Annotated in this window: 12 protein-coding genes; all 12 read right to left on the reverse strand. The window is 51.0% G+C overall.

Annotation, left to right across the window (positions count from 1 at the left end):
- Window positions 1–30: 30 nt before the first annotated feature.
- The 12 genes from O3276_RS02890 to O3276_RS02945 all read right to left on the reverse strand — a co-directional run bounded on the left by O3276_RS02890 (window position 31) and on the right by O3276_RS02945 (window position 24,650).
- Window positions 31–3,597, reverse strand: a complete 3,567-nt coding sequence (locus O3276_RS02890; RefSeq protein WP_269674287.1) for an RAP domain-containing protein — start codon at window positions 3,595–3,597, stop codon at window positions 31–33.
- Between the two features lie 105 nt (window positions 3,598–3,702).
- Window positions 3,703–6,807 (reverse strand): DUF1601 domain-containing protein, encoded by a 3,105-nt coding sequence (locus O3276_RS02895; RefSeq protein ID WP_269674288.1) that lies wholly within the window; start codon window positions 6,805–6,807, stop codon window positions 3,703–3,705.
- A gap of 105 nt (window positions 6,808–6,912) precedes the next feature.
- Complete coding sequence (locus O3276_RS02900; RefSeq protein ID WP_269674289.1) at window positions 6,913–10,287, reverse strand: DUF1601 domain-containing protein; 3,375 nt, start codon at window positions 10,285–10,287, stop codon at window positions 6,913–6,915.
- 105 nt (window positions 10,288–10,392) lie between these two features.
- The gene (locus O3276_RS02905) at window positions 10,393–12,468 is read right to left on the reverse strand and encodes a DUF1601 domain-containing protein (protein WP_269674290.1); all 2,076 of its coding nucleotides are present in this window, start codon (window positions 12,466–12,468) and stop codon (window positions 10,393–10,395) included.
- A gap of 3 nt (window positions 12,469–12,471) precedes the next feature.
- Entirely contained in the window at window positions 12,472–13,368 is an 897-nt protein-coding gene (locus O3276_RS02910) for a hypothetical protein (protein ID WP_269674291.1), read from the reverse strand.
- Between the two features lie 85 nt (window positions 13,369–13,453).
- Window positions 13,454–14,275, reverse strand: coding sequence for a hypothetical protein (locus tag O3276_RS02915; RefSeq protein WP_269674292.1), 822 nt, complete (start codon window positions 14,273–14,275; stop codon window positions 13,454–13,456).
- Window positions 14,276–14,279: 4 nt separating this feature from the next.
- Window positions 14,280–14,780 (reverse strand): hypothetical protein, encoded by a 501-nt coding sequence (locus tag O3276_RS02920; protein ID WP_269674293.1) that lies wholly within the window; start codon window positions 14,778–14,780, stop codon window positions 14,280–14,282.
- Window positions 14,781–14,885: 105 nt separating this feature from the next.
- A complete protein-coding gene (locus O3276_RS02925) occupies window positions 14,886–15,203 on the reverse strand; it encodes an RAP domain-containing protein (protein ID WP_269674294.1) in 318 nt (105 codons plus the stop codon).
- Between the two features lie 54 nt (window positions 15,204–15,257).
- Window positions 15,258–17,600 (reverse strand): DUF1601 domain-containing protein, encoded by a 2,343-nt coding sequence (locus O3276_RS02930; protein WP_269674295.1) that lies wholly within the window; start codon window positions 17,598–17,600, stop codon window positions 15,258–15,260.
- A 105-nt stretch (window positions 17,601–17,705) separates the two neighbouring features.
- Window positions 17,706–21,215 (reverse strand): RAP domain-containing protein, encoded by a 3,510-nt coding sequence (locus O3276_RS02935; RefSeq protein WP_269674296.1) that lies wholly within the window; start codon window positions 21,213–21,215, stop codon window positions 17,706–17,708.
- A gap of 106 nt (window positions 21,216–21,321) precedes the next feature.
- Window positions 21,322–22,425, reverse strand: coding sequence for a DUF1601 domain-containing protein (locus tag O3276_RS02940; RefSeq protein WP_269674297.1), 1,104 nt, complete (start codon window positions 22,423–22,425; stop codon window positions 21,322–21,324).
- On the reverse strand, window positions 22,341–24,650 hold the full coding sequence (locus tag O3276_RS02945) for a DUF1601 domain-containing protein (protein WP_269674298.1): 2,310 nt from the start codon (window positions 24,648–24,650) through the stop codon (window positions 22,341–22,343). Before O3276_RS02945 ends, O3276_RS02940 begins: the two co-directional genes overlap by 85 nt.
- Window positions 24,651–24,691 lie beyond the last annotated feature (41 nt).

Genomic DNA, 24,691 nt, shown 5'->3' on the forward strand with positions numbered 1-24,691 from the left:
AAAAAGCAGACTGCTGTTCTGCTCAGAAGTTCATTTTACGGAAAAGTTTACTTGAGTCATGATAGGAGGCAGGCGATTACTGACTGTTTGTTTTCTTCTTCTCTTCTTCTTCTTTTTTGCTGGGGTGGTTTGCTGTTCTAAATGTTCTTCACCAGTCACGTATGCAGCATCTGTCCACCCTCTATTAAATGATACAGAGCCAGGCTCCTGTGGGGGGATGCCTATCCTGGTCTTTATTTGATCAATATAGGGTTTCATTAAATCTTTGTTCAAAAGCCGGTTAACCGGGATTTCAATGACCTCAAATCCTGATTTTTTCAGCAGTGCGATTTTCAGCAGAGTCGAACCATTCCTGGTGTTGAAATCACCACCCACGTAATGAGACGGTCCCTGAACTTCAATCACCATGTTGTGATCTGGCAGAAGCAGGTCAACCGGAGGTAATGAGTTCAGGCTCTTTTCTTCTTCAATCCGCAAAGATGGAATGCATGATTGGAGTTGATCGCGGAAGTCGGCCTGGGTTTTTGAAATGGCTTTCTGGTAATGGCGGACGAACGGACACGCTCTGCCAAGCCAACTTGCGGCCATGATCATGATGGATCGATCCTCTTTATTATCTGGCGAGGTATTTTCCAGGCGAGTCAACAGGTCATCCATGTGTTTTTCAAGTACGTTATTTTTATTGGCATTGGAGCCTAGAGCCAACCTGGCACAGCATACCATGACTCCCCAGAGAGACATCGATATCTCTTCCTGAGAAAACTGAAGGTTCTTAGGGATTCGATAGACAAGCGATTCGAATACAGAGGTAGCCACGTTCAGTTCAACGAGTTCACCCAGTTTGGCCGTGGCCCACAGTAGGTTGGCAATACCCTGGGCATTAAATTGGTCTTTCTGTGCGTTCACGAGGGGCAACAGCGCAACCACAGCCTCGTTGAGCCTTGGTGTCTGTTCCTGCCCGTTGTCCACCAGTTTCGCCATGGCCCACAGCAGGTTGGTGATTTCCTGTGGTTTAAAGTTAGCTTTTTGTACGATTACGCAGGTCAACAGCGCAGCCACCGCTTCGTTGAACTCTGGTGTCTGCTCGTGCCCGTTGTCCACCAGTTTCGCCATGGCCCACAGCAGGTTGGCGATAGCCTGAGGAACAAATTGATCTTTCTGTACGTTTACGTGGGGCAACAACACGGCCACAGCCTCTTTGAGCCCTGCGGTCAGCTCCTGCCCGTTATCCACCAGTTTCGCCATGGCCCACAGCAGGTTGGTGATTTCCTGTGGTTTAAAGTGAGCTTCCTGTGCGTTCACGTGGCGCAACAGCGCGGACACGATTTCTTTGAGCTCTGGTGTCAGCTCCTGCCCATTGTTCGCCAGTTTTGCCATGACCCACAGCAGGTTGGTGATTGCCGGTGGTGTAAAGTCAGCTTTCTGTGCGTTCACGTGGGGCAACAGCGCGGCTGCGGCCTCCATGAGCCCTGGTATCTTCTCCTGCCCGCTGTCCACCAGTTTCGCCGTGGCCCATAGCAGGTTGGCGATTTCCTGTGGTTTAAAGTTAGCTTTCTGTAAGTGCACGTGGGGCAATAGAGCGGCCACAGCCTCGTTGAGCTCTGGTGTCCACTCCTGACCGTTGTCAATCAGTTTTGCCATGGCCCACAGCAGGTTGGCGATATGCTGAGGAATAAATTGGTCTTTCTTTACGTTCACGAGAGGCAACAGCGCTCCCAGGGCCTCATTGAGCCTCGGTGTCAGCTCCTGGCCATTGTCCACCAGTTTCGCCATGGCCCACAGCAGAATAGCGATACCCTGGGCATTTAAGTGGTATTTCTGTGCGCTCACATGGGGCAACAGCACGGCCAACGTTTTGTTGAGCCCAAGTGAACTCTCCTGGCCGTTGATCACCAGTTTCGCCATGGACCACAGCAGGTTGGGGATACCCTGGGCATTAAATTGGCCTTTCTGTGCGTTCACGCAAGGCAACAGCGCGGCCATGGCCTCTTTGAATTCTGGTGTCCGCTCGTACCCGTTGTCCACCAGTTTCGCCATGGCCCACAGCAAGTTGACGTTTTCCTGTGGTGTAAAGTTCGCTTTCTGTGCCTTTATACGGGGCAATAGGGTGGCCACGGACTCTTTGAGCCCTGCTGTCTGCTCCTGCCCGTTGTCCACCAGTTTCGCCAGGGCACACAGCAGGTTGGCGATATGCTGAGGAATAAACTGGTCTTTCTGTGCGTTCACTTGGGGCAACAGCACGGCCACGGCCTCGTTGAGCTCTGGTGTCGACTCCTGCCCGTTGTCCACCAGTTTCGCTATGGCCCACAGCAGGTTGGCGATATTCTGAGGCATAAACTGGTCTTTCTGTGCCTTTATACGGGGCAACAGCGTGGCCACGGCCTCGTTGAGCTCTGGTGTCTGCTCCTGCCTGTTATCCACCAGTTTTGCCATGGCCCACAGCAGGTTGGCGATAGCCTGAGGAATAAATTGCTTTTTCTGTGCGTTCACTTCGGGCAACAGGGCGGCCACGGCTTCGTTGAGCCCTGGTGTCCGCTTCTGGCCGATGTCCACCAGTTTCGCCATGGCCCACAGCAGGTTGGCGATGGCCTGAGGAATAAATTGTTTTTTCTGTGCGTTCACATGGGGCAACAACAAGGCCACGGCCTTTTTGAGCTCTGCTGTCCGCTCCAGCCCGTTGTCCACCAGTTTCGCCATGGCCCACAGCAGGTTGGCGATACCCTGGGCATTAAACTGGGCTTTCTGTGCGGTCACGCGGGGTAACAGTGCGGCTACGGTCTCTTTGAGTTCTGGTGTGTGTTCCTGTCCGTTGTCTACCATTTTCGCCATGGCCCACACCAGGTTGGCGATAGCCTGAGGAACAAATTGGTCTTTCTGTACGTTTACGTGGGGCAACAATGCGGCCACAGCCTGTTTGAGCTCTTCTGTCTGCTCCTGCCCGTTGTCCACCAGTTTCGCCATGGCCCACAGCTGGTTAGCGATACCCTGAGCACTAATATCACTGGCTTCAGGTTTTTGGTTGCACTTGAATATTATTGCATCCAGTAGCGTCGATAATAAGGCAGCTTGAGTGAGCTGAACACGCTCATCCATGGGTTTATGAAGGGTAAAAACGCCTGCTGAAGTAAATGAGTGCAGTGTTGTCGACAGGCTTCGCCAATTCCAGCTCCGTGTTGCGGTATAATTTTGCAGCAAACGCATCAGCTGGCTTTGTTCTGTTCGATTTAACGGTCTTTTAGCAGTTGTCGTGTATTTTTTAATTGAACTGGCATATTGCCCATGATTTCTCCCATCATAGCGATGGCTGAAACGATTCGATTTACTCACCAGATCATCTATTATTTCCTGTTTGATGAAGGCATTAAAATCTTGAGCAGAGTTTACTGAACGAAACTGTAGATGTTGATAAGAGCGTGTGTCAGAAGAATGGTAAAATTCATTGCGAACCGGTGCAGTGCGGGGGGGATGATTCCATTGTCTGACTGTGGCATGTCTGTGTCGCCCACGCCTTGAAGAAGGGGCATGGCCATTAGGTTGGCTGTAACTGTTATTTGATCTTGTGTATTGACCACTGATACCAGCAGAACTTTTATCCATAATTATATTTCATTCATTCATGAAAATATAAAAAGCAGACTGCTGTCCTGCTCAGAAGTTCATTGTGCAAAAAAGTTTACTTGAGTCATGATGGGTGGCAGGCGATTACTGACTGTTTGTTTTCTTCCTCTTTGCCGGGTTGGTTTGCTCTGCTAAATGTTCTTCAGCAGTAACGTATGCAGCATCTGTCCACGCTCTTTTATGTGATACAAAGCCATGCTCCTGTGGCGGGATGCCTATCCTGATCTTTATTTGATCAATATAGGGTTTCATTAAATCTTTCTTCAAAAGCTGGTTAGTCGGGATTTCAATGACCTCAAATCCTGCTTTTTGCCACAGTGCGATTTTCAGCAGAGTCGAACCCTTCCTGGTTTTGAAATCACCACCCACATAATGAGACGGTCCTTGAACTTCAATCACCATGTTGTGATCTGGCAGAAACAGGTCAACCGGGGGTAATGAGTTCAGACTCTTTTCTTCGTCAATCTTCAGAGATGGAATAGATGATTGGAGTTGATCGCGGAAGTCGGCCTGGGTTTTTGAAATGGTCGTCTGGTAATGGGGAATGACCGGACAGGTTCTGCCAAGCCAACTTGCAGCCATGGTGATGATGGATTGATCCTCTTCATTATCTGGCAATGTATTTTCCAGGCGAGTGAACAGGTCATCCATGTGCTTCTCAAGCACGTTATCTTTATTGGAGTCTAGAAACAACCTGGCACAGCAGAGCATTACTCCCCAGAGAGACATCGATATCTCTTTCTGAGATAACTGAGGGCTCTCACTGATTCGATAGACAAGCGATTCGAACGTAGAGGTAACCACGTTCAGCTCAACGAGTTCACCCAGTTTCGCCATGGCCCACAGCAGGTTAGCGATTTCCTGTGATTTAAAGTTAGCTTTTTGTGCGTTCACGAGAGGCAGCAGCACGACCACAGCCTCGTTGAGCTCTGGTGTCCGCTCCTGCGCGTTGTCCACCAGCTTCGCCATGGCCCACAGCAGGTTGGCAATGCCCTGGGCATTAAGTCGGTTTTTCTGTGCGTTCAGGAGTGGCAGCAAGGCGGCGGCGGCCTGTTTGAACCCTGGTGTCCGCTCCAGCCCGTTGTCCACCAGTTTCGCCATGGCCCACAGCAGGTTGGCAATGCCCTGGGTATTAAATTGGTCTTTCTGTGCGTTCACGAGGGGCAACAGGGTAGCCAAGGCCTCGTTGAGTTCTGGTCTCTGCTCCAGCCCGCTGTCCACCAGTTTCGCCATGGCCCACAGCAGGTTGGCGATGTGCTGAGGAATAAATTGGTCTTTTTGTGCGTTCACTTGGGGCAACAGCGCGGCCACGGCCTCGTTGAGCTCTGTTGTCTGCTCCTGCCCGTTGTCCACCAGTTTCGCCATGGCCCACAGCAGGTTGGTGATTTCCTGAGGTTTAAAGTTTGCTTTCTGTGCGCTCACGTGGCGCAACAACGCGGTCACTGCTTCTTTGAGCTCTGGTGTCTGCTCCTGACCGTTGTCGACCAGTTTCGCCATCGCCCACAGCAGGTTGGCGATTTCCTGAGGTTTAAAGTTAGCTTTATGTGCGTCCACGTGGGGCAACGACGCCGCCACGGCCTCGTTAAGCTCTGGTGTCCGCTCCAGCCCGTGGTCCACCAGTTTTGCCATGGCCCACAGCAGGTTGACGATGGCCTGGGCATTAAATCGGTCTTTCTGTGCGTTCACGTGGGGCAACAGCGCGGCCACGGCCTCTTTAAGCTCTGGTGTGTGCTCCTGCCCGTTGTCCACCAGTTTCGCCATGGCCCACAGCAGGTTGGTGATACCCTGGGCATTAAATTGGTCTTTCTTTACGTTCACGTGGGGCAACAGCCCGGCCACGACCTCTTTGAGTCCTGGTGTGCGCTCCTGTCCATTGCCTACCATTTTCGCCATGGCCCACAGCAGGTTGGCGATTTCCTTTGGTTTAAAATTAGTTTTCTGTGCATTCACGAGGGGCAACAGCGCGGCCAAGGCCTCGTTGAGTTCTGGTGTCTGCTCCTGGCCGTGGTCCACCAGTTTCGCCATGGCCCACAGCAGGTTGGCAATCATCTGAGGTTTAAAGTGAGCTTTCTGTGCGTTCACGAGGGGCAACAGCGCGGCCAGGGCCTCGTTGAACTCTGGTGTCTGCTCTTGCCCGTTGCCCACCAGTTTCGCTATGGCCCACAGCAGGTTGGTGATTTCCTGAGGTTTAAAGTGAGCTTTCTGTGCGTTCACGTGGAGCAACAGCACGGCCACGGCCTCGTTGAGCTCTGGTGTCTGCTCCAGCCCGTTATCCACCAGTTTCGCCATGGCCCACAACAGGTTGGCGAGATGCTGAGGAATAAATTGATCTTTCTGTGCGTTCACGCGGGGCAACAGCAAGGCTACGGCCTCGTTGAGCTCTGGTGTCCGCTCCAGCCCGTTGTCCACCAGTTTCGCCATCGCCCACAGCAGGTTGGAGATCCCCTGGGCATTAAATTGGTCTTGCCTTGCGGCCACTTGGGGCAACAGCGCAGTCACGGCCTCTTTGAGCCCCGGTGTCCACTTTTGCCCGTTGTCCACCAGTTTCGCCATGGCCCACAGCAGGTTAGTGATTCCCTGGGCATCAATATTCCTGGCTTCAGATTTTTGGTTGCAGTTAAATATTATTGCATCAAATAGCGTCGACAATAAGGCCGCTTGAGTGTGCTGAACACGCTCATTCATGGGTTTATGAGGGGTAAAAACACCTGCTGAAGTAAATGAGTGAAGTGTTGTCGTCAGGCTTCGCCAATTCCAGCTCCGTGTTACAGTAAAATTGTTAAGCAAACGCATCAGCTGGCTTTGTTCTGTTCGGTTTAACGGTCTTTTAGACGCTGACGAGTATTTTTTAATTGAACTGGCATATTGCCCGTGATTTCTCCCATCATAGCGATGGCCGAAACGATCCGATTTATTCACCAGACCATCCATTATTTCTGGTTTGATGAGGGTATTAAAATCTTGAGCAGAGTTTACTGAACGGTGTATTAAGTATTGAGAAGGGCGTGTGCCAGAAGAATGGTGAAATTCATTACATCCCGGGGTAGAGCGGGGGTGACTACCCCGCTGTCTGACTGTGGCATGTCTATATCGCCCACGCCCTGAAGAAGGGGCATGGTCATTCGGTTGGTTGTAACCGTTACCTGATCTTGCGTATTGACCACTGATACCAGCAGAACGTCTATCCATAATTATATTTCATTAATTAATGAAAATATAAAAAGCAGACTGCTGCTCTGCCCAGAAGTTCATTGTGCGGCAAAGTTTACTTGAGTCATGATGGGAGGAAGGCGATTACTGGTTGTTTGTTTTCTTCCTCTTTGCCGGGTTGCTTTGCTCTGCTAAATGTTCTTCACCAGTCACGTATGCAGCATCTGTCCACCCTCTTTTAAGTGATACAGAGCCATGCTCCTGTGGCGGAATGCCTATTCTGGTCTTTATTTGATCAATGTATGGTTTCATTAAATCCTGACTCAAGAGCCTGTTAACCGGAATTTCAATGACTTCAAATCCTGCTTTTTGCAACAGTGCGATTTTCAGCAGAGTCGAACCATTCCTGGTTTTGAAATCACCACCTACGTAATGACCCGGTCCCTGAACTTCAAGAACCATGTTGTGATCTGTCAGAAGCAGGTCAACCGGAGGCAGTGAGTTCAGACTCTTTTCTTCTTCAATCTTCAAAGATGGAATAGATGATTGGAGTTGATCGCGGAATTCGGCTTGGGTATTTGAAATGGTTGTCTGGTAATGGGGGACGACCGGACACGCTCTGCCAAGCCAACTTGCGGCCAGGACAATGGTGCGTTGATCCTCTTCATTGTGCAGGAATGTATTTTCCAGACGGGTGAACAGGTCGTTCATGTGCTTTTCAAGCACGTTATTTTTATTGGCATTGGAGTCTAGAGACAACCTGGCACAGCATACCATGACTCCCCAGAGAGACATCGATATCTCTTCCTGAGAAAACTGAAGCTTCTCATTGATTCGATAGACGAGCGATTCGAACGTAGAGGTAGCCAGGTTCAGCTCAATGAGTTCACCCAGTTTGGCCGTGGCCCAGAGCAGGTTGGCAATACCCTGGGCATTAAATTGGTCTTTCTGTGCGTTCACGAGGGGCAACAGTGCAGCCACCGCTTGGTTGAACACTGGTGTCTGTTCGTACCCGTTGCCCACAAGTTTTGCCATGGCCCACAGCAGGTTAGTGATATGCTGGGGAGTAAATTGTTCTTTCTGTGCATTTACGTGGGGCAACAGGGCAGCCACGGCCTCGTTGAGCTCTGGTGTTTTCTCCAGCCCTTTGTCCACCAGTTTCGCCATGGCCCACAGCAGGTTGGCAGTTTGCTGAAGAAAAAATTGGTCTTTCTGTGCGTTCACGTGGGGCAACAGCGCGGCCACGGCCTCTTTGAGTTCTGGTGTCTGCTTCTGCCCGCTGTCCACCAGTTTCGCCATGGCCCACAGCAGGTTAGCGATTCCCTGTGGTTTAAAGTGGGCTTTCTGTGCGTTCACGTGGGGCAACAGCGCGGCCACGGTCTCTTTGAGTTCTGGTGTCTGTGCCTGCCCGTTGTCCACCAGTTTTGCCATGGCCCACAGCAGGTTGGCGATGCCCTGGGCCTTAAATTGGTCTTTCTGTGTGTTCACGAGGGGCAACAGCACGGCCACGGCCACTTTGAGCCCAGGTGTCTGCTCCTGCCCGTTGTCCACCAGTTTCGCCATGGCCCACAGCAGGTTGGCGATATGCTGAGGAATATATTGGTCTTTCTGCGCGTTCACGAGAGGCAACAGGGCGGCCACTGCCTCGTTGAGCCCTGGTGTCTGCTGCTGCGTATTTTCCATCAGTTTCGCCATGGTCCATAGCAGGTTGGCGATATGCTGAGGAATAAATTGGTCTTTCTGTGCGTTCACGTGGGGCAACAGCGCGGCCAAGGCCCTTTTGAGCTCTGGTGTCGGCTCCTGCCCGTTGTCCACCAGTTTCGCCATGGCCCACAGCAGGTTGCTGATTTCCTGAGGTTTAAAGTTAGCTTTCTGTGCGTTCACGTGGGGCAACAGCACGGCCACGGCCTTGTTGAACTCTGGTGTCCACTCCTGTCCGTTGTTCACCAGTTTCGCCATGGCCCACAGCAGGTTGGCGATATGCTGAGGAATAAATTGGTCTTTCTGTGTGTTCACGTGGTGCAACAGCGAGGCCACGGCCTCGTTGAGCTCTGGCGTCCGCTCCTGCTCGTTGTCCACCAGTTTCGCTATGGCCCACAGCAGGCTGGCGATTCCCTGAGGAATAAATTGTTCTTTCTGTGCGTTCACAAGGGGCAACAACACAGCCACGGCCTCGTTGAGCTCTGGTATCCGCTCCTGCCCGTTATCCACCAGTTTCGCCATGGCCCACAGCAGATTGGTGATTTCCTGTGGTTTAAAGTGAGCTTTCTGTGCGTTCACGCAGGGCAACAGCGCAACCACAGCCTCGTTGAGCTCTGGCGTCTGCTCCTGCCTGTTATCCACCAGTTTCGCCATGGCCCAGAGCAGGTTGGCGATTTCCTGGGGGTTAAAATGAGCTTGTTGTGCGTTTACATGGGGCAACAGGGCGGCCACTACATCATTGAACTCTGGCGTCCGTTCCTGCCCGTTGTCCACCAGTTTTGCCATGGCCCATAGGAGATTGGCGATCCCCTGCGGTGTAAAGTCAGTTTTCTGAGCGATCACTTGGGGCAACAAGGCGGCCACGGCCTCGTTGAGCCCTGGTGTCAGCTCCTGCCCGTTGTCTACCAGTTTGGCCATGGCCCATAGCAGGTTGGCGATTTCTTGTGGTGTAAAGTTAGCTTTCTGAGCGATCACCTGGGGCAACAATGCGGCCACGGCCTCGTTGAGCCCTGGTGTCCGCTCCTGTCCGTTGTCCAACAGTTTTGCCATGGCCCATAGCAGGTTGGCGATTCCCTGAGGAATAAATTGTTTTTTCTGTGCGTTCACATGGGGCAACAACACGGCCACGGCCTCTTTGCACTCTGCTATCCGCTCCGGCCCGTTGTCCACCAGTTTCGCCATGGCCCACAGCAGGTTGACGATACCCAGGGCATCAATATTTCTGGCAGCAGGTTTTTGGTTGCAGTTAAATATTATTGCATCAAGTAGCGTTGACAATAAGGCAGCTTGAGTGAGCTTAACATGCCCATCCATGGGTTTATGAAGGGTAAAAACACCCGCTGAAGTAAATGAATGAAATGTTGTCGTCAGGCTTCGCCAATTCCAGCTCCGGGTTGCGGTAAAATTTTGCAGCAAACGCATCAGCTGGCTTTGTTCTGTTCGATTTAACGGTCTTTGAACAGCTAACGTGTATTTTTTAATTGAACTGGCATAGTGCCCGTGATTTCTCCCATCATAGCGATGACCGAAACGATTCGATTTACTCACCAGATCATCCATTATTTCCTGTTTGATGAGGGCATTAAAATCTTGAGCAGAGTTTACTGAACGGCACTGTAGATGTTGATAAGAGCGTGTGCCAGAAGACTGATAAAATTCATTGCGACTCAGTGCAGTGCGGGGGAGGGTTTCCCATTGTCTGACTGTGGCATGTCTGTATCGCCCACGCCCTGAAGAAGGGGTATGGCCATTCGGTTGGTTGCAACTGTTTTTTGATCTTGCGTATTGACCACTGATACCAGCAGAATTTTTATCCATAATTATATTTCATTAATTCATGAAAATATAAAATACAGACTGCTGTTCTGCCCAGAAGTTCATTGTGCGGCAAAGTTTACTTGAGTCATGATGAGAGGAAGGCAATTATTGGCTGCCTGTTTTCTTCCTCTTTGCCGGGTTGCTTTGCTTTGCTATATGTTCTTCACCAGTCACGTATGCAGCATCTGTCCACCCTCTTTTAAGTGATACAGAGCCATGCTCCTGTGGCGGAATGCCTATTCTGGTCTTTATTTGATCAATGTATGGTTTCATTAAATCCTGACTCAAGAGCCTGTTAACCGGAATTTCAATGACTTCAAATCCTGCTTTTTGCAACAGTGCGATTTTCAGCAGAGTCGAACCATTCCTGGTTTTGAAATCACCACCTACGTAATGACCCGGTCCCTGAACTTCAAGAACCATGTTGTGATCTGTCAGAAGCAGGTCAACCGGAGGTAATGAGTTCAGACTCTTTTCTTCTTCAATCTTCAAAGATGGAATAGATGATTGGAGATGATCGCGGAAGTCGGCTTGGGTATTTGAAATGGTTGTCTGGTAATGGGGGACGACCGGACACGCTCTGCCAAGCCAACTTGCGGCCAGGACAATGGTGCGTTGATCCTCTTCATTGTGCAGGAATGTATTTTCCAGACGGGTAAACAGGTCGTTCATGTGCTTTTCAAGCACGTTATTTTTATTGGCATTGCAGTCTAGAGACAACCTGGCACAGCATACCATGACTCCCCAGAGAGACATCGATATCTCTTCCTGAGAAAACTGAAGCTTCTCACTGATTCGATAGACAAGCGATTCAAACGTAGAGATAGCCAGGTTCAGCTCAATGAGTTCACCCAGTTTGGCCGTGGCCCACAGCAGGTTGGCAATACCCTGGGCATTAAATTGGTCTTTCTGTGCGTTCACGCAGGGCAACAGCGCGGCCACGGCCTCTTTGAGTTCTGGTGTCGGCTCCTGCCCGTTGTCCACCAGTTTTGCCATGGCCCACAGCAGGTTGGCGATATTCTGAGGAATAAATTGGTCTTTCTGTGAATTCACGTGGGACAACAGTGCGGCCACGGCCTCATTGAGCTCTGGTGTCCGATCCTGACCGTTGTCCACCAGTTTTGCCATGGCCCACAGCAGGTTGGCAATTCCCTGAGGAGTAAATTGGTCTTTCTGTACGTTCACGTGGGGCAACAGCACGGTCATGGCCTCGTTGAGCCCGGGTGTCAGCTCCAGCCCGTTGTCCACCAGTTTCGCCATGGCCCACAGCAGGCTGGCGATATGCTGAGGAATAAATTGGTCCTTCTGTGTGTTCACGTGGGGCAACAGCGCGGCCAAGGCCTCTTTGAGCCGTGGTGTTTGCTCCTGCCCGTTGTCCACCAGTTTCGCCATGGCCCACAGCAGGCTGGCGATATGCTGAGGAATAAATTGGTACTTCTGTGTGTTCACGTAGGGCAGCAGCTCAGCCACGGCCTCGTTGATCTCTGGTGTCCGATCCTGACCGTTGTCCACCAGTTTTGCCATGGCCCACAGCAGGTTGGCAATTCCCTGAGCAGTAAATTGGTCTTTCTGTACGTTCACCTGGGACAACAGCGCGGTCATGGCCTCGTTGAGCCCGGGTGTCAGCTCCTGCCCGTTGTCCACCAGTTTCGCCATGGCCCACAGCAGGTTGGCGATATGCTGAGGAATAAATTGGTCTTTCTGCGCGTTCACGAGAGGCAACAGGGCGGCCACTGCCTCGTTGAGCCCTGGTGTCTGCTGCTGCGTATTTTCCGCCAGTTTCGCCATGGTCCATAGCAGGTTGGCGATATGCTGAGGAATAAATTGGTCTTTCTGTGCGTTCACGTGGGGCAACAGCGTGGCCAAGGCCCTTTTGAGCTCTGGTGTCAGCAGCCCGTTGTCCACCAGTTTCGACATGGCCCACAGCAGGTTGACAATGCCCTGGACATTAAGTTGGTTTTTCTTTGCGTTCATGAGGGGCAACAGGGCAGCTACGGCCTCGTTGAGCACTGGTGTCCGCTCCTGCCCGTTGTCCACCAGTTTCGCCATGGCCCACAGCAGGTTGGCGATATGCTGAGGAATAAATTGGTCTTTCTGTGTGTTCACGTGGGGCAACAGCGACGCAACGGCCTCGTTGAGCTCTGGCGTCCGTTCCTGCCCGTTGTCCACCAGTTTCGCCATGGCCTACAGCAGGTTGACAATCCCCTGGGCAGTAAATTGGTTTTTCTGTGCGTTCACCAGGGGCAACAGCGAGGCGACGGTCTTTTTGAACTCTGGTGTCTGCTCCTGGCCTTTGTCCACCAGTTTCGCCATGGCCCACAGCAGGTTGGCGATATGCTGCGGAATAAATTGGTCTTTCTGTGCGTTTACGAGGGGCAACAGCTCGGCCATGGCCTCTTTGAGTTCTGGTGTCTGTGCCTGCCCGTTGTCCACCAGTTTTGCCATGGCCCACAGCAGGTTGGCAATTCCCCGGGTATCAATATCCCTGGCTGGCGGCTTTTGGTTGCACTTGAATATTATTGCATCAAGAAGTGTTGACAATAAGATAGTCTGAGTAAGTTTAACTCGCTCATCCATGGGTTTATGAAGGGTAAAAACACCCGCTGAAGTCAATGAGTGCAGTGTTGTCGTCAGGCTTCGCCAATTCCAGCTCCGCGTTGCGGTAAAATTTTGCAGCAAACGCATCAGCTGGCTTTGTTCTGTTCGATTTAACGGTCTTTTAGCAGCTGACGTGTATTGTTTAATTGAACTGGCATATTGCCCGTGATTTCTCCCATCATAGCGATGACCGAAACGGTTCGATTTACGCACCAGATCATCCATTATTTCTGGTTTGATGAGGGCATTAAAATCTTGAGCAGTGTTTACTGAACGGCACTGTAGATGTTGATAAGCGCGTGTGCCAGAAGACTGATAAAATTCATTGTGACGCGGTGCAGTGCGGGGAAGGGTATCCCATTGTCTGACTGTGGCATTTCTGTATCGCCCACGCCTTGAAGAGGGGGCCTGGCCATTCGGTTGGTTGCAACTGTTATTTGATCTTGTGTATTGACCACTGATACCAGCAGAACTTTTATCCATAATTATATTTCATTAATTCATGAAAATATAAAAAGCAGACTGCTGTTCTGCTCAGAAGTTCATTTTACGGAAAAGTTTACTTGAGTCATGATGGGAGGAAGGCGATTACTGACTGTTTGTTTTCTTCTTCAATCCGCAAAGATGGAATGCATGATTGGAGTTGATCGCGGAAGTCGGCCTGGGTTTTTGAAATGGCTTTCTGGTAATGGCGGACGAACGGACACGCTCTGCCAAGCCAACTTGCGGCCATGATCATGATGGATCGATCCTCTTTATTATCTGGCGAGGTATTTTCCAGGCGAGTCAACAGGTCATCCATGTGTTTTTCAAGTACGTTATTTTTATTGGCATTGGAGTCTAGAGCCAACCTGGCACAGCATACCATGACTCCCCAGAGAGACATCGATATCTCTTCCTGAGAAAACTGAAGGTTCTTAGGGATTCGATAGACAAGCGATTCGAATACAGAGGTAGCCATTTTCAGTTCAACGAGTTCACCCAGTTTCGCCATGGCCCACAGCAGGTTGGCGATGTGCTGAGGAATAAATTGGTCTTTCTGTGCGTTCACATGGGGCAACAGCGCGGTCATGGTCTCTGTGAACCCTGGTGTTCGCTCCAGCCCGTTGTCCACCAGTTTCGCCATAGCCCACAGCAGGTTGGCGATTCCCTGAGGAATAAATTGTTTTTTCTGTGCGTTCACATGGGGCAACAACACGGCCACGGCCTTTTTGAGCTCTGCTGTTCGCTCCTGCCCGTTGTCCACCAGTTTCGCCAGGGCCCACAACAGGTTGGCGATTCCCCGGGCATCAATGTCCCTGACTTGAGGTTTTTGGTTGCACTTGAATATTATTGCATCAAGTAGCGTTGACAATAAGGCGGCTTGAGTATGCTTGACACGCTCTTCCATGGGGTTATGAGGGGGTAAAAACACCTGCAGAAGTCAATGAATGGAGTGTTGTCGTCAGGCTTCGCCAGTCCCAACGCCGTGTTATGGTAAAATTTTGCAGCAGACCTGTCAGCTGGCTTTGTTCAGCTCGATTTAACGGTCTTTTAGCAGCTGATGTGTATTGTTTAATTGAATTGGCATACATGGCGTGATTTCTCCCATCATAGCGATGACCGAATCGCTCCGATTTACTCACCAGATCATCCATTATTTCCTGTTTGATGAGCGCATTAAAATCTTGGGCAGGGTTTATTGAATGGCGCTGTAGATGTTGAGAAGGGCATGCATCAGAAGAACGGTAAAATTTATTACGCCCCGGGTTAGTGCGTGGGGTATCATCCCACTGCCTGACCGTGCTATGTCTGTATCGACCACGCCTGGAAGAAGTAACATGGCCACCAGGTCGGTTATAATTATTATCTGATCTTGCGTATTGACCACTGATGCCAGCAGAACGTCTATCCATAATTATATTTCATTAATTCATGAAAATATAAAATGCAGACTGCTGTTCTGCCCAGAAGTTCATTGTGCGGTAAAGTTTACTTGAGTCATGATGGGAGGAAGGCGATTACTGGCTGCCTGTTTTCTTCCTCTTTGCCGGGTTGGTTTGCTCTGCTAAATGTTCTTCACCAGTCATGTATGCAGCACCTGTCCACGCTCTTTTATGTGATACAAAGCCATGCTCCTGTGGCGGGATGCCTATCCTGGTCTTTATTTGATCAATGTATGGTTTCATTAAATCCTGACTCGAGAGCATGTTAACCGGAATTTCAATGACCTCAAATCCTGCTTTTTGCAACAGTGCGATTTTCAGCAGAGTCGAACCATTCCTGGTTTTGAAATCACCACCCACATAATGAGAGGGACCCTGGACTTCAATCACCATGTTGTGATCTGGCAGTAGCAGGTCAACCGGAGGTAATGAGTTCAGACTCTTTTCCTATTCGATCTTCAAAGATGGAATAGATGATTTGAGTTGATCGCGGAAGCCGACCTGGGTTTTTGAAATGTTTGTCTGGTAATGGCAGACGACCGGACAGGCTCTGCCAAGCCAACTTGCAGCCATGGTAATGATGGATTGTTCTTCTTCATTGTCTGGCGAGGTATTTTCCAGGCGAGTGAACAGGTCATCCATGTGCTGTTCAAACACGTTACTTTTGTTGGTATTGGAATCTAGAGAAAACCTGGCAGAGCATACCATGACTCCCCAGAGAGACATCAATATCTCTTGCTGAGAAAACTGAAGGTTCTCACTGATTCTATAGACAAGTGATTCGAACGAAGAGGTAGCCAGGTTCAGCTCAACGAGCTCACCCAGTTTCGCCACTGCCCACAGCAGGATCGCAATACCCCGGGCACTAAATTGGTCTTTCTGTGCGTTCACGTGGGGCAATAGTGCTGCCACGGCCTTTTTGAGCCTTGGTGTGTGCTCCTTTCCGTTGTCTACCATTTTCGTCATGGCCCACAGCAGGTTGGTGATAGCCTGAGGAATAAATTGGTCTTTCTGTACGTTTACGTGGGGCAACAACACGGCCACAGCCTGTTTGAGCTCTGCTGTCCGCTCCTGCCCGCTGTCCACCAGTTTCGCCATGGCCCACAGCAGGTTGGCGATTTCCTGGGCATTAAATTGGTCTTTGTGTGCGTTTACGTGTGGCAACAGTGCGGCCACAGCCTCGTTGAACCCGGGTGTTCGTTCCTGCCCGTTGTCCACCAGTTTCGCCATGGCCCACAGCAGGTTGGCGATTTCCTGGGCATTAAATTGGTTTTTCTGTGCGTTCACGCGAAGCAACAGCGCGGCCACGGCCTCTTTGCACTCTGGTGTCTGTTCCTGGCCGCTATCCACCAATTTTGCCAAGGCCCACAGCAGTTTGGCGATTCGCTGAGGAATAAACTGGTCTTTCTGTGCGTCCACGAGTGGTAACAGCGCGACCACGGCCCCATTCAGCTCTGATGTCCGGTACTGTCTGTTGTCCACCAGTTTCGCCATGGTCCACAGCAGGCTGGCGATATGCTGAGGAATAAATTGGCCTTTCTGTGCGTTCACGTGGGGTAGCAGCGCGGCCACGGCCTCTGTGAACCCAGGTGTCGGCTCCATCCCGTTGTACAAAAGTTTCGCCATGGCCCACAGCAGGTTGGCGATTCCCTGTGGTGTAAAGTCAGCTTTCTGTACTTTCACGAGGGGCAACAGCACGGCCACGGCCTTGTTGAAATCGGGTGTCTGCTCCTGGCTGTTGTCCACCAGTTTCGCCATGGCCCACAACAGGTTGGCGATTTCCGGTGGTTTAAAGCAAGCTTTTTGTGTGTTTACGTGGGGCAACAGCGCGGCTACGGCCTCTTTGAGCCTCGGAGTGTGCTTCAGCCCGTTGTCTGCCATTTTCGCCATGGCCCACAGCAGGTTGGCGATACCCTGAGGAATAAATTGGTCTTTCTGTGCGTTTACGTAGGGCAACATTGCGGCCACGGCCTCGTTGAGCCCTGGTGTTAGTTCCTGCCCGTTGTCCACCAGTTTCGCCATGGACCACAGCAGGTTGACAATATGCTGAGGAATAAAGTGGTCTTTCTGTGCGTTTACGTAGGGCAACATTGCGACCACGGCCTCGTTGAGCCCTGGTGTTAGTTCCTGCCCATTGTCCACCAGTTTCGCCATGGCCCACAGCAGGTTTGCGATTTCCTGAGCACCAATATCACTGGCTTCAGGTTTTTGGTTGCATTTGAATATTATTGCATCAAGTAGCGTCGTCAATAAGGCTGCTTGAGTGAGCTGAACACGTTCATCCATGGGTTTATGTGGGGTAAAAACACCCGCCGAAGTAAATGAGTGCAGTGTTGTCGTCAGGCTTCGCCAATTCCAGCTCCGTGTTGCGGTAAAATTTTGCAGCAAACGCATCAGCTGGCTTTGTTCCGCTTGATTTAACGGTCTTTTAGCACCTAACGTGTATTTTTTAACTGAACTGGCATATAGGCCGTGATCTCTCCCATCATAGCGATGGCCGAAACGATCCGATTTCCTCACCAGACCAGCCATTATTTCTGGTTTGATGAGGGCATTAAAATCTTGAGCAGAGTTTACTGAACGGTGTATTAAATATTGAGAAGGGTGTGTGCCGGAAGAAGGGTGAAATTTATTACAGCCCGGGGTAGAGCGGGGGTGAGTATCCTGCTGTCTGACTGTTGCATGTCTATATCGCCCACGCCTTGCAGAAGGGGCATGGCCATTCGGTTGGTTGTAACCGTTATCTGATCTTGCGTATTGACCACTGATACCAGCAGAACTTCCATCCATAATTATATTTCATTAATTCATGAAATTATAAAAAGCAGACTGCTGTTCTGCTCAGAAGTTCATTTTGCGGAAAAGTTTACTTGAGTCATGATGGGAGGAAAGCGATTACTGGCTGCTTGTTTTCTTCCTCTTTGCAGGGTTGCTTTGCTCTGCTAAATGTTCTTCACCAGTCACGTATACAGCATCTGTCCAACCTCTTTTAAGTGATACAGAGTCATGGCCCTGTGGCGGGATGCCTATCCTGATCTTTATTTGTTCAATATAGGGTTTCATTAAATCGTTGTTCAAAAGCCGGTTAGTCGGGATTTCAATGACCTCAAATCCTGCTTTTTGCAACAGTGCTATTTTCAGCAGAGTCGAACCATTCCTGGTGTTGAAATCACCACCTACGTAATGAGAGGGACCCTGAACTTCAATTACCATGTTGTGATCTGGCAGCAGCAGGTCAACCGGAGGTAATGAGTTCAGACTTTTTTCTTCTTCAATCTTCAGATATGGAATAGATGATTGGAGTTGATCGCGGAAGTCGCCTTGGGTTTTTGAAATGGTTGTCTGGTAATGGGGGACGACCGAAGAGGCTCTGCCAAGCCAACTGGCGGCCATGATCATGATGGATCGATCATCTTCATTATCTGGATCTGGCAAGGTATTTTCCAGGCGAGTCAACAGGTCAACCATGTGCTTTTCAAGCACGTTATTGTTATTGGCATTGGAGACCAGAGACAACCTGGCACAGCATACCATTACGCCCCAGAGAGACATCGATATATCTTGCTTGGAGAGCTGAGGGCTTTCTCTGATTCGGTAGACAAGCGATTCGAAGGTAGAGGTAACCACATTCAGCTCAGCGAGTTCACCCAGTTTCGCCATGGCCCACAGCAGGTTGGCGATACCCTGTGGTTTAAAGTTAGCTTTCTGTGCGTTCACGTGGGGTAACAGCACGTCCATGGCCGCTTTAAACTCTGGTATCCACTCCTGCCCGTTGTCCACCAGTTTCGCCATGGCCCACAGAAGGTTGCTGATTGCCTGAGGTGTAAAGTTAGCTTTCTGTGAGTTCACGTGGGGTAACAGCGCGGCAATAGCCGCTTGGAACTCTGGTGTCCACTCCTGCCCGATGTCCACCAGTTTCGCCATGGTCCAAAGCAGGTTGGCGATACCTTGTTCATTAAACTGGTCTTTCTGTGCATTTACAAGGGGCAGCAGCGCGGCCGTAGCCTCGTTGAGCCCTGGTGTCTGCTCCTGCCCGCTGTCTACCAGTTTCGCCATGGCCCACAGCAGGCTGGCGATATGCTGTGATTTAAAGTGAGCTTTTTGTACGGTGATGCAGGTCAACAGCGCAGCAACGGCTTCGTTGAACTCTGGTGTCTGCTCCTGCCCGTTGTCCACCAGTTTCGCCATGGCCCACAGCTGGTTGGCGATTTCCTGTGGGTTAAAGTTAGCTTTCTGTACCTTCACGTGGGGCAACAGCACGGCCAGAGCCCTTTTGAGCTCTGGTGTTGGCTCTTGCCCGTTATCTACCAGTTTCGCCATGGCCCACAGCAGGTTGGCGATATTCTGAGGAATAAATTGGTCTTTCTTTGAATTCACGTGGGGCAACAGCACGGCCAGAGCCCTTTTGAGCTCTGGTGTCCGTTTCTGCCCGTTGTCCACCAGTTTTGCCATGGCCCACAGCAGGTTGGCAATTCCCTGAGCATTAAATTGGTCTTTCTGTACGTTCACGTGGGGCAACAGCACGGTCATGGCCTCGTTGAGCCCGGGTGTCAGCTCCTGCCCGCTGTCCACCAGTTTCGCCATGGCCCACAGCAGGTTGGCGATATGCTGAGGAATAAATTGGTCCTTCTGTGTGTTCACGTGGGGCAACAGCGAGGCCAAGGCCTCTTTGAGCCGTGGTGTTTGCTCCTGCCCGTTGTCCACCAGTTTCGCCATGGCCCACAGCAGGCTGGCGATATGCTGAGGGATAAATTGGTACTTCTGTGTGTTCACGTAGGGCAGCAGCTCAGCCACGGCCTCGTTGAGCTCTGGTGTCCGTTCCTGACCGTTGTCCACCAGTTTTGCCATGGCCCACAGCAGGTTGGCAATTCCCTGAGCAGTAAATTGGTCTTTCTGTACGTTCACCTGGGGCAACAGCACGGTCATGGCCTCGTTGAGCCCGGGTGTCAGCTCCTGCCCGTTGTCCACCAGTTTCGCCATGGCCCACAGCAGGTTGGCGATATGCTGAGGAATAAATTGGTCCTTCTGTGTGTTCACGCGGTGCAATAGCGCGGCCACGGCCTCTTTGAGCCGTGGTGTTTGCTCCTGGCCGTTGTCCACCAGTTTCGCCATGGCCCACAGCAGATTGGTGATTTCCTGTGGTTTAAAGAGAGCTTTCTTGGCATTCACTTGGGGCAACAGCGTGGTCACGGCCTCTTTGAACTCTGGTGTCTGTTCCTGCCCGCTGTCGACCAGTTTTGCCATGGCCCACAGCAGATTGGCGATTTCCTGGGGTTTAAAGTGTGCTTGCTGTGCGTTCACGTGGGGCAACAGCGCGGCCAAGGCCTCTGTAAGCCCTGATGTATGCAGCCCGCAGCCGACCAGTTTTGCCATGGCCCACAGCAGGTTGGCGATTTCCTGGGGGTTAAAGTGAGCTTTCTGTGCGTTCACGTGGGGCAACAACGCGGCCACTGCCTCTTTGAGTCCCGGTGTCCGTTCCTGCCCTTTGTCCACCAGTTTTGCCATGGCCCACAGCAGGTTGACAATCCCCTGGGCAGTAAATTGGTTTTTCTGTGCGTTCACCAGGGGCAACAGCGAGGCGACGGTCTTTTTGAACTCTGGTGTCTGCTCCTGGCCTTTGTCCACCAGTTTCGCCATGGCCCACAGCAGGTTGGCGATATGCTGCGGAATAAATTGGTCTTTCTGTGCGTTTACGAGGGTTAACAGCTCGGCCATGGCCTCTTTGAGTTCTGGTGTCTGCGCCTGCCCGTTGTCCACCAGTTTCGCCATGGCCCACAGCAGGTTGGCAATTCCCCGGGTATCAATATCCCTGGCTGGCGGCTTTTGGTTGCACTTGAATATTATTGCATCAAGAAGTGTTGACAATAAGATAGTCTGAGTAAGTTTAACTCGCTCATCCATGGGTTTATGAAGGGTAAAAACACCCGCTGAAGTCAATGAGTGCAGTGTTGTCGTCAGGCTTCGCCAATTCCAGCTCCGGGTTGCGGTAAAATTTTGCAGCAAACGCATCAGCTGGCTTTGTTCTGTTCGATTTAACGGTCTTTGAACAGCTAACGTGTATTTTTTAATTGAACTGGCATAGTGCCCGTGATTTCTCCCATCATAGCGATGACCGAAACGGTTCGATTTACGCACCAGATCATCCATTATTTCTGGTTTGATGAGGGCATTAAAATCTTGAGCAGTGTTTACTGAACGGCACTGTAGATGTTGATAAGCGCGTGTGCCAGAAGACTGATAAAATTCATTGTGACGCGGTGCAGTGCGGGGAAGGGTATCCCATTGTCTGACTGTGGCATGTCTGTATCGCCCACGCCTTGAAGAAGGGGTATGGCCATTCGGTTGGTTACAACTGTTTTTTGATCTTGTGTATTGACCACTGATACCAGCAGAATTTTTATCCATAATTATATTTCATTAATTCATGAAAATATAAAAATGCAGACTGCTGTTCTGCCCGGAAGTTCATTGTGCGGCAAAGTTTACTTGAGTCATGATGGGAGGAAGGCGATTACTGGCTGCCTGTTTTCTTCCTCTTTGCCGGGTTGCTTTGCTCTGCTAAATGTTCTTCACCAGTGACGTATGCAGCACCTGTCCACCCTCTTTTAAGTGATACAGAGCCATGCCCCTGTGGCGGGATGCCTATCCTGGCCTTTATTTGATCAATGTATGGTTTCATTAAATCCTGACTCAAGAGCCTGTTAACCGGAATTTCAATGACTTCAAATCCTGCTTTTTGCAACAGTGCGATTTTCAGCAGAGTCGAACCATTCCTGGTTTTGAAATCACCACCTACGTAATGACCCGGTCCCTGAACTTCAAGAACCATGTTGTGATCTGTCAGAAGCAGGTCAACTGGAGGCAGTGAGTTCAGACTCTTTTCTTCTTCAATCTTCAAAGATGGAATAGATGATTGGAGTTGATCGCGGAATTCGGCTTGGGTATTTGAAATGGTTGTCTGGTAATGGGGGACGACCGGACACGCTCTGCCAAGCCAGCTTGCGGCCAGGACAATGGTGCGTTGATCCTCTTCATTGTGCAGGAATGTATTTTCCAGACGGGTGAACAGGTCGTCCATGTGCTTTTCGAGCACGTTATTTTTATTGGCATTGGAGTCTAGAGACAACCTGGCACAGCATACCATGACTCCCCAGAGAGACATCGATATCTCTTCCTGAGAAAACTGAAGCTTCTCACTGATTCGATAGACAAGCGATTCGAACGTAGAGGTAGCCAGGTTCAGCTCAATGAGTTCACCCAGTTTGGCCGTGGCCCAGAGCAGGTTGGCAATACCCTGGGCATTAAATTGGTCTTTCTTTGCGTTCACAAGGGGCAACAGCGCGACCACAGCCTTGTTGAGCCCTGGTGTCTGCTCCTGCCCGTTGTCCACCAGTTTCGCCATAGCCCACAGCAGGTTGGCGATACCCTGGGCATTAAATTGGTCTTGCTGTGTGTTCACGAGAGGCAACAGGGCAGCCACAGCCTCGTTGGGCCCTGGTATCTGCTCCTGCCCGCTTACCACCAGCGTGTTCACGAGGGGCAACAGGGCAGCCACGGCCTTGTTGAGCCCTGGTATCTGTCCTGCCCGCTGACCACCAGTTTCGCCATGGCCCACAGCAGGTTGGCGATGTGCTGAGGAATAAACTGATCTTTAAGTGCGTTCACGTGAGGCAACAGGGCAGCCACGGCCTCGTTGTGCTCTGGTGTCTGGTCCTGCCCGTTGTCCACCAATTTTGCCACGGCCCACAGCAGATTGGCGATTTCCTGTGGTTTAAAGTTAGCTTTTTGTTCTTTCACGTGGGGCAACAGCGCAGCCACCGCTTCGTTGAATTCTGGTGTCCGGTCCTGCCCGTTGTCCACCAGTTTTGCCACGGCCCACAGCAGGTTGGCGATTTCCTGTGGATTGAAGTTAGCTTTCTGTGCCTTCACGTGGGGCAACAGCACGGCCAGAGTCCTTTTGAGCTCTGGTGTTGGCTCTTGCCCGTTATCTACCAGTTTCGCCATGGCCCACAGCAGGTTGGCGATTTCCTGTGGTTTAAAGTGAGCTTTCTGTGTGTTCACGGTGGGCAACAACGCGGCCACGGTCGCTTTAATCTCTGGTGTCCGCTCCAGCCCGTTGTCCACCAGTTTCGCCAAGGCCGATATCAGGTTGGCGATACTCTGGGCATTAAATTGGTCTTTCTTTGCGTTCAAGTAGGGTAAAAGCGCGGCGACGGCCTCGCTGAGCCCTGGTATCCAATCCTGCCTGTTGTCTACCAGTTTCGCCATAGCCCACAGCAGGTTGACGATACCCTGTGGTGTAAAGTTGGCTTTCTTTGCGTCCACGTGCGGCAATAGCGCGGCCGTAGCGTTTTTGAGATCTGCTCTATGCTCCTGCCCGATGTCCACCAGTTTCGTCATGGCCCATAGCAGGTTGACGATGGCCTGGGCATTAAATCGGTCTTTCTGTGCGTTCACGAGGGGCAACAGCGCGGCCACGGCCTCTTTAAGCTTTGGTGTGTGCTCCTGCCCGTTGTCCACCATTTTCGCCATGGCCCACAGCAGGTTGGTGATGTGCTGAGGAATAAATTGGTCTTTCCGTGCGTTCACGAGGGGCAACAGCTCGGCCACGGCATCTTTGAGAGCTGGTGTCTGCTCCTGGCCGTTGTCCACCAGTTTGGCCATGGCCCACAGCAGATTGGCGATACCCTGGGCATTAAATGACTCTTTCTGTGAGTTCACAATCTGTGAGTTCACAAGGGGCAACAGCGCGGCCACGGCCTCGTTGAGCTCTGGTGTCTTCTCCTGCCCGTTGTCCACCAGTTTCGCCATGGCCCACAGAAGGTTGCTGATTGCCTGAGGTGTAAAGTTAGCTTTTGCGTTCACGTAGGGCAACAGTGTGGCTACGGCCTCCATGAACCCCGGTATCTTATCCTGCCCGTTGTCAGCCAGTTTCGCCATGGCCCACAGCAGGTTGGCAATGCCCTGGGCCTCAAATTGGTCTTTATGTGCGTTGATGAGGGGCAACAGGGCAGTCATAGCCTCTTTGAGCTCTGCCGCACACTCCTGCCCGTTGTCCAGCAGTTTGGCCATGGCCCACAGTAGGTTGGTGACTTCCTGTGGTTTAAAGTGAGCTTTCAGTGTGTTCACGTGGGGCAACAAAGCGACCACGGCCTCGTTGAGCTGTGGTGTCCGTTCCTGTCCGTTGTCCACCAGTTTTGCAATGGCCCACAGCAGGTTGGCGATTCCCCGGGCATCAATATCCCCGGCTGGAGGTTTTTGGTTGCACTTGAATATTATTACATCAAGTAGCGTTGACAATAAGGCAGCTTGAGTACGCTTGACACGCTCATCCATGGGGTTATGAGGGGTAAAAACACCCGCTGAAGTCAATGAATGCATTGTTGTCGTCAGGCTTCGCCAATTCCAGCTCCGGGTTGCTGTGAAATTTTGCAGCAAACGCATCAGCTGGCTTTGTTCCGCTTGATTTAACGGTCTTTTAGTACCTAACGTGTATTTTTTAACTGAACTGGCATATAGGCCGTGATCTCTCCCATCATAGCGATGGCCGAAACGATCCGATTTCCTCACCAGACCAGCCATTACTTCTGGTTTGATGAGGGCATTAAAATCTTGAGCAGAGTTGACTGAACGGTGTATTAAATATTGAGAAGGGTGTGTGCCAGAAGAATGGTGAAATTCGTTAAATCCCGGGGTAGAGCGGGGATGAGTATCCTGCTGTCTGACTGTGGCATGTCTGTGTCGCCCACGCCTTGAAGAAGGGGCATGGCCATTTGGTTGGTTGTAAGCGTTATCTGATCTTGGGTATTGATCACTGATACCAGCAGAACTTCTATCCATAATTATATTTCATTAATTCATGAAAATATAAAAAGCAGACT

The sequence above is a fragment of the Endozoicomonas sp. GU-1 genome, assembly GCF_027366395.1.
In the GTDB taxonomy this organism is placed as follows: domain Bacteria; phylum Pseudomonadota; class Gammaproteobacteria; order Pseudomonadales; family Endozoicomonadaceae; genus Endozoicomonas.

Bases quoted from the DNA above. Each gene is read 5' to 3' on its own strand.
- O3276_RS02890 (WP_269674287.1), bottom strand. From the start codon at position 3,597: ATGGATAAAAGTTCTGCTGGTATCAGTGGTCAATACACAAGATCAAAT.
- O3276_RS02895 (WP_269674288.1), bottom strand. From the start codon at position 6,807: ATGGATAGACGTTCTGCTGGTATCAGTGGTCAATACGCAAGATCAGGT.
- O3276_RS02900 (WP_269674289.1), bottom strand. From the start codon at position 10,287: ATGGATAAAAATTCTGCTGGTATCAGTGGTCAATACGCAAGATCAAAA.
- O3276_RS02905 (WP_269674290.1), bottom strand. From the start codon at position 12,468: ATGGCGAAACTGGTGGACAACGGGCAGGAACGGACGCCAGAGCTCAAC.
- O3276_RS02910 (WP_269674291.1), bottom strand. From the start codon at position 13,368: ATGGATAAAAGTTCTGCTGGTATCAGTGGTCAATACACAAGATCAAAT.
- O3276_RS02915 (WP_269674292.1), bottom strand. From the start codon at position 14,275: ATGGAAGAGCGTGTCAAGCATACTCAAGCCGCCTTATTGTCAACGCTA.
- O3276_RS02920 (WP_269674293.1), bottom strand. From the start codon at position 14,780: ATGGATAGACGTTCTGCTGGCATCAGTGGTCAATACGCAAGATCAGAT.
- O3276_RS02925 (WP_269674294.1), bottom strand. From the start codon at position 15,203: ATGGTGATTGAAGTCCAGGGTCCCTCTCATTATGTGGGTGGTGATTTC.
- O3276_RS02930 (WP_269674295.1), bottom strand. From the start codon at position 17,600: ATGGATGGAAGTTCTGCTGGTATCAGTGGTCAATACGCAAGATCAGAT.
- O3276_RS02935 (WP_269674296.1), bottom strand. From the start codon at position 21,215: ATGGATAAAAATTCTGCTGGTATCAGTGGTCAATACACAAGATCAAAA.
- O3276_RS02945 (WP_269674298.1), bottom strand. From the start codon at position 24,650: ATGGATAGAAGTTCTGCTGGTATCAGTGATCAATACCCAAGATCAGAT.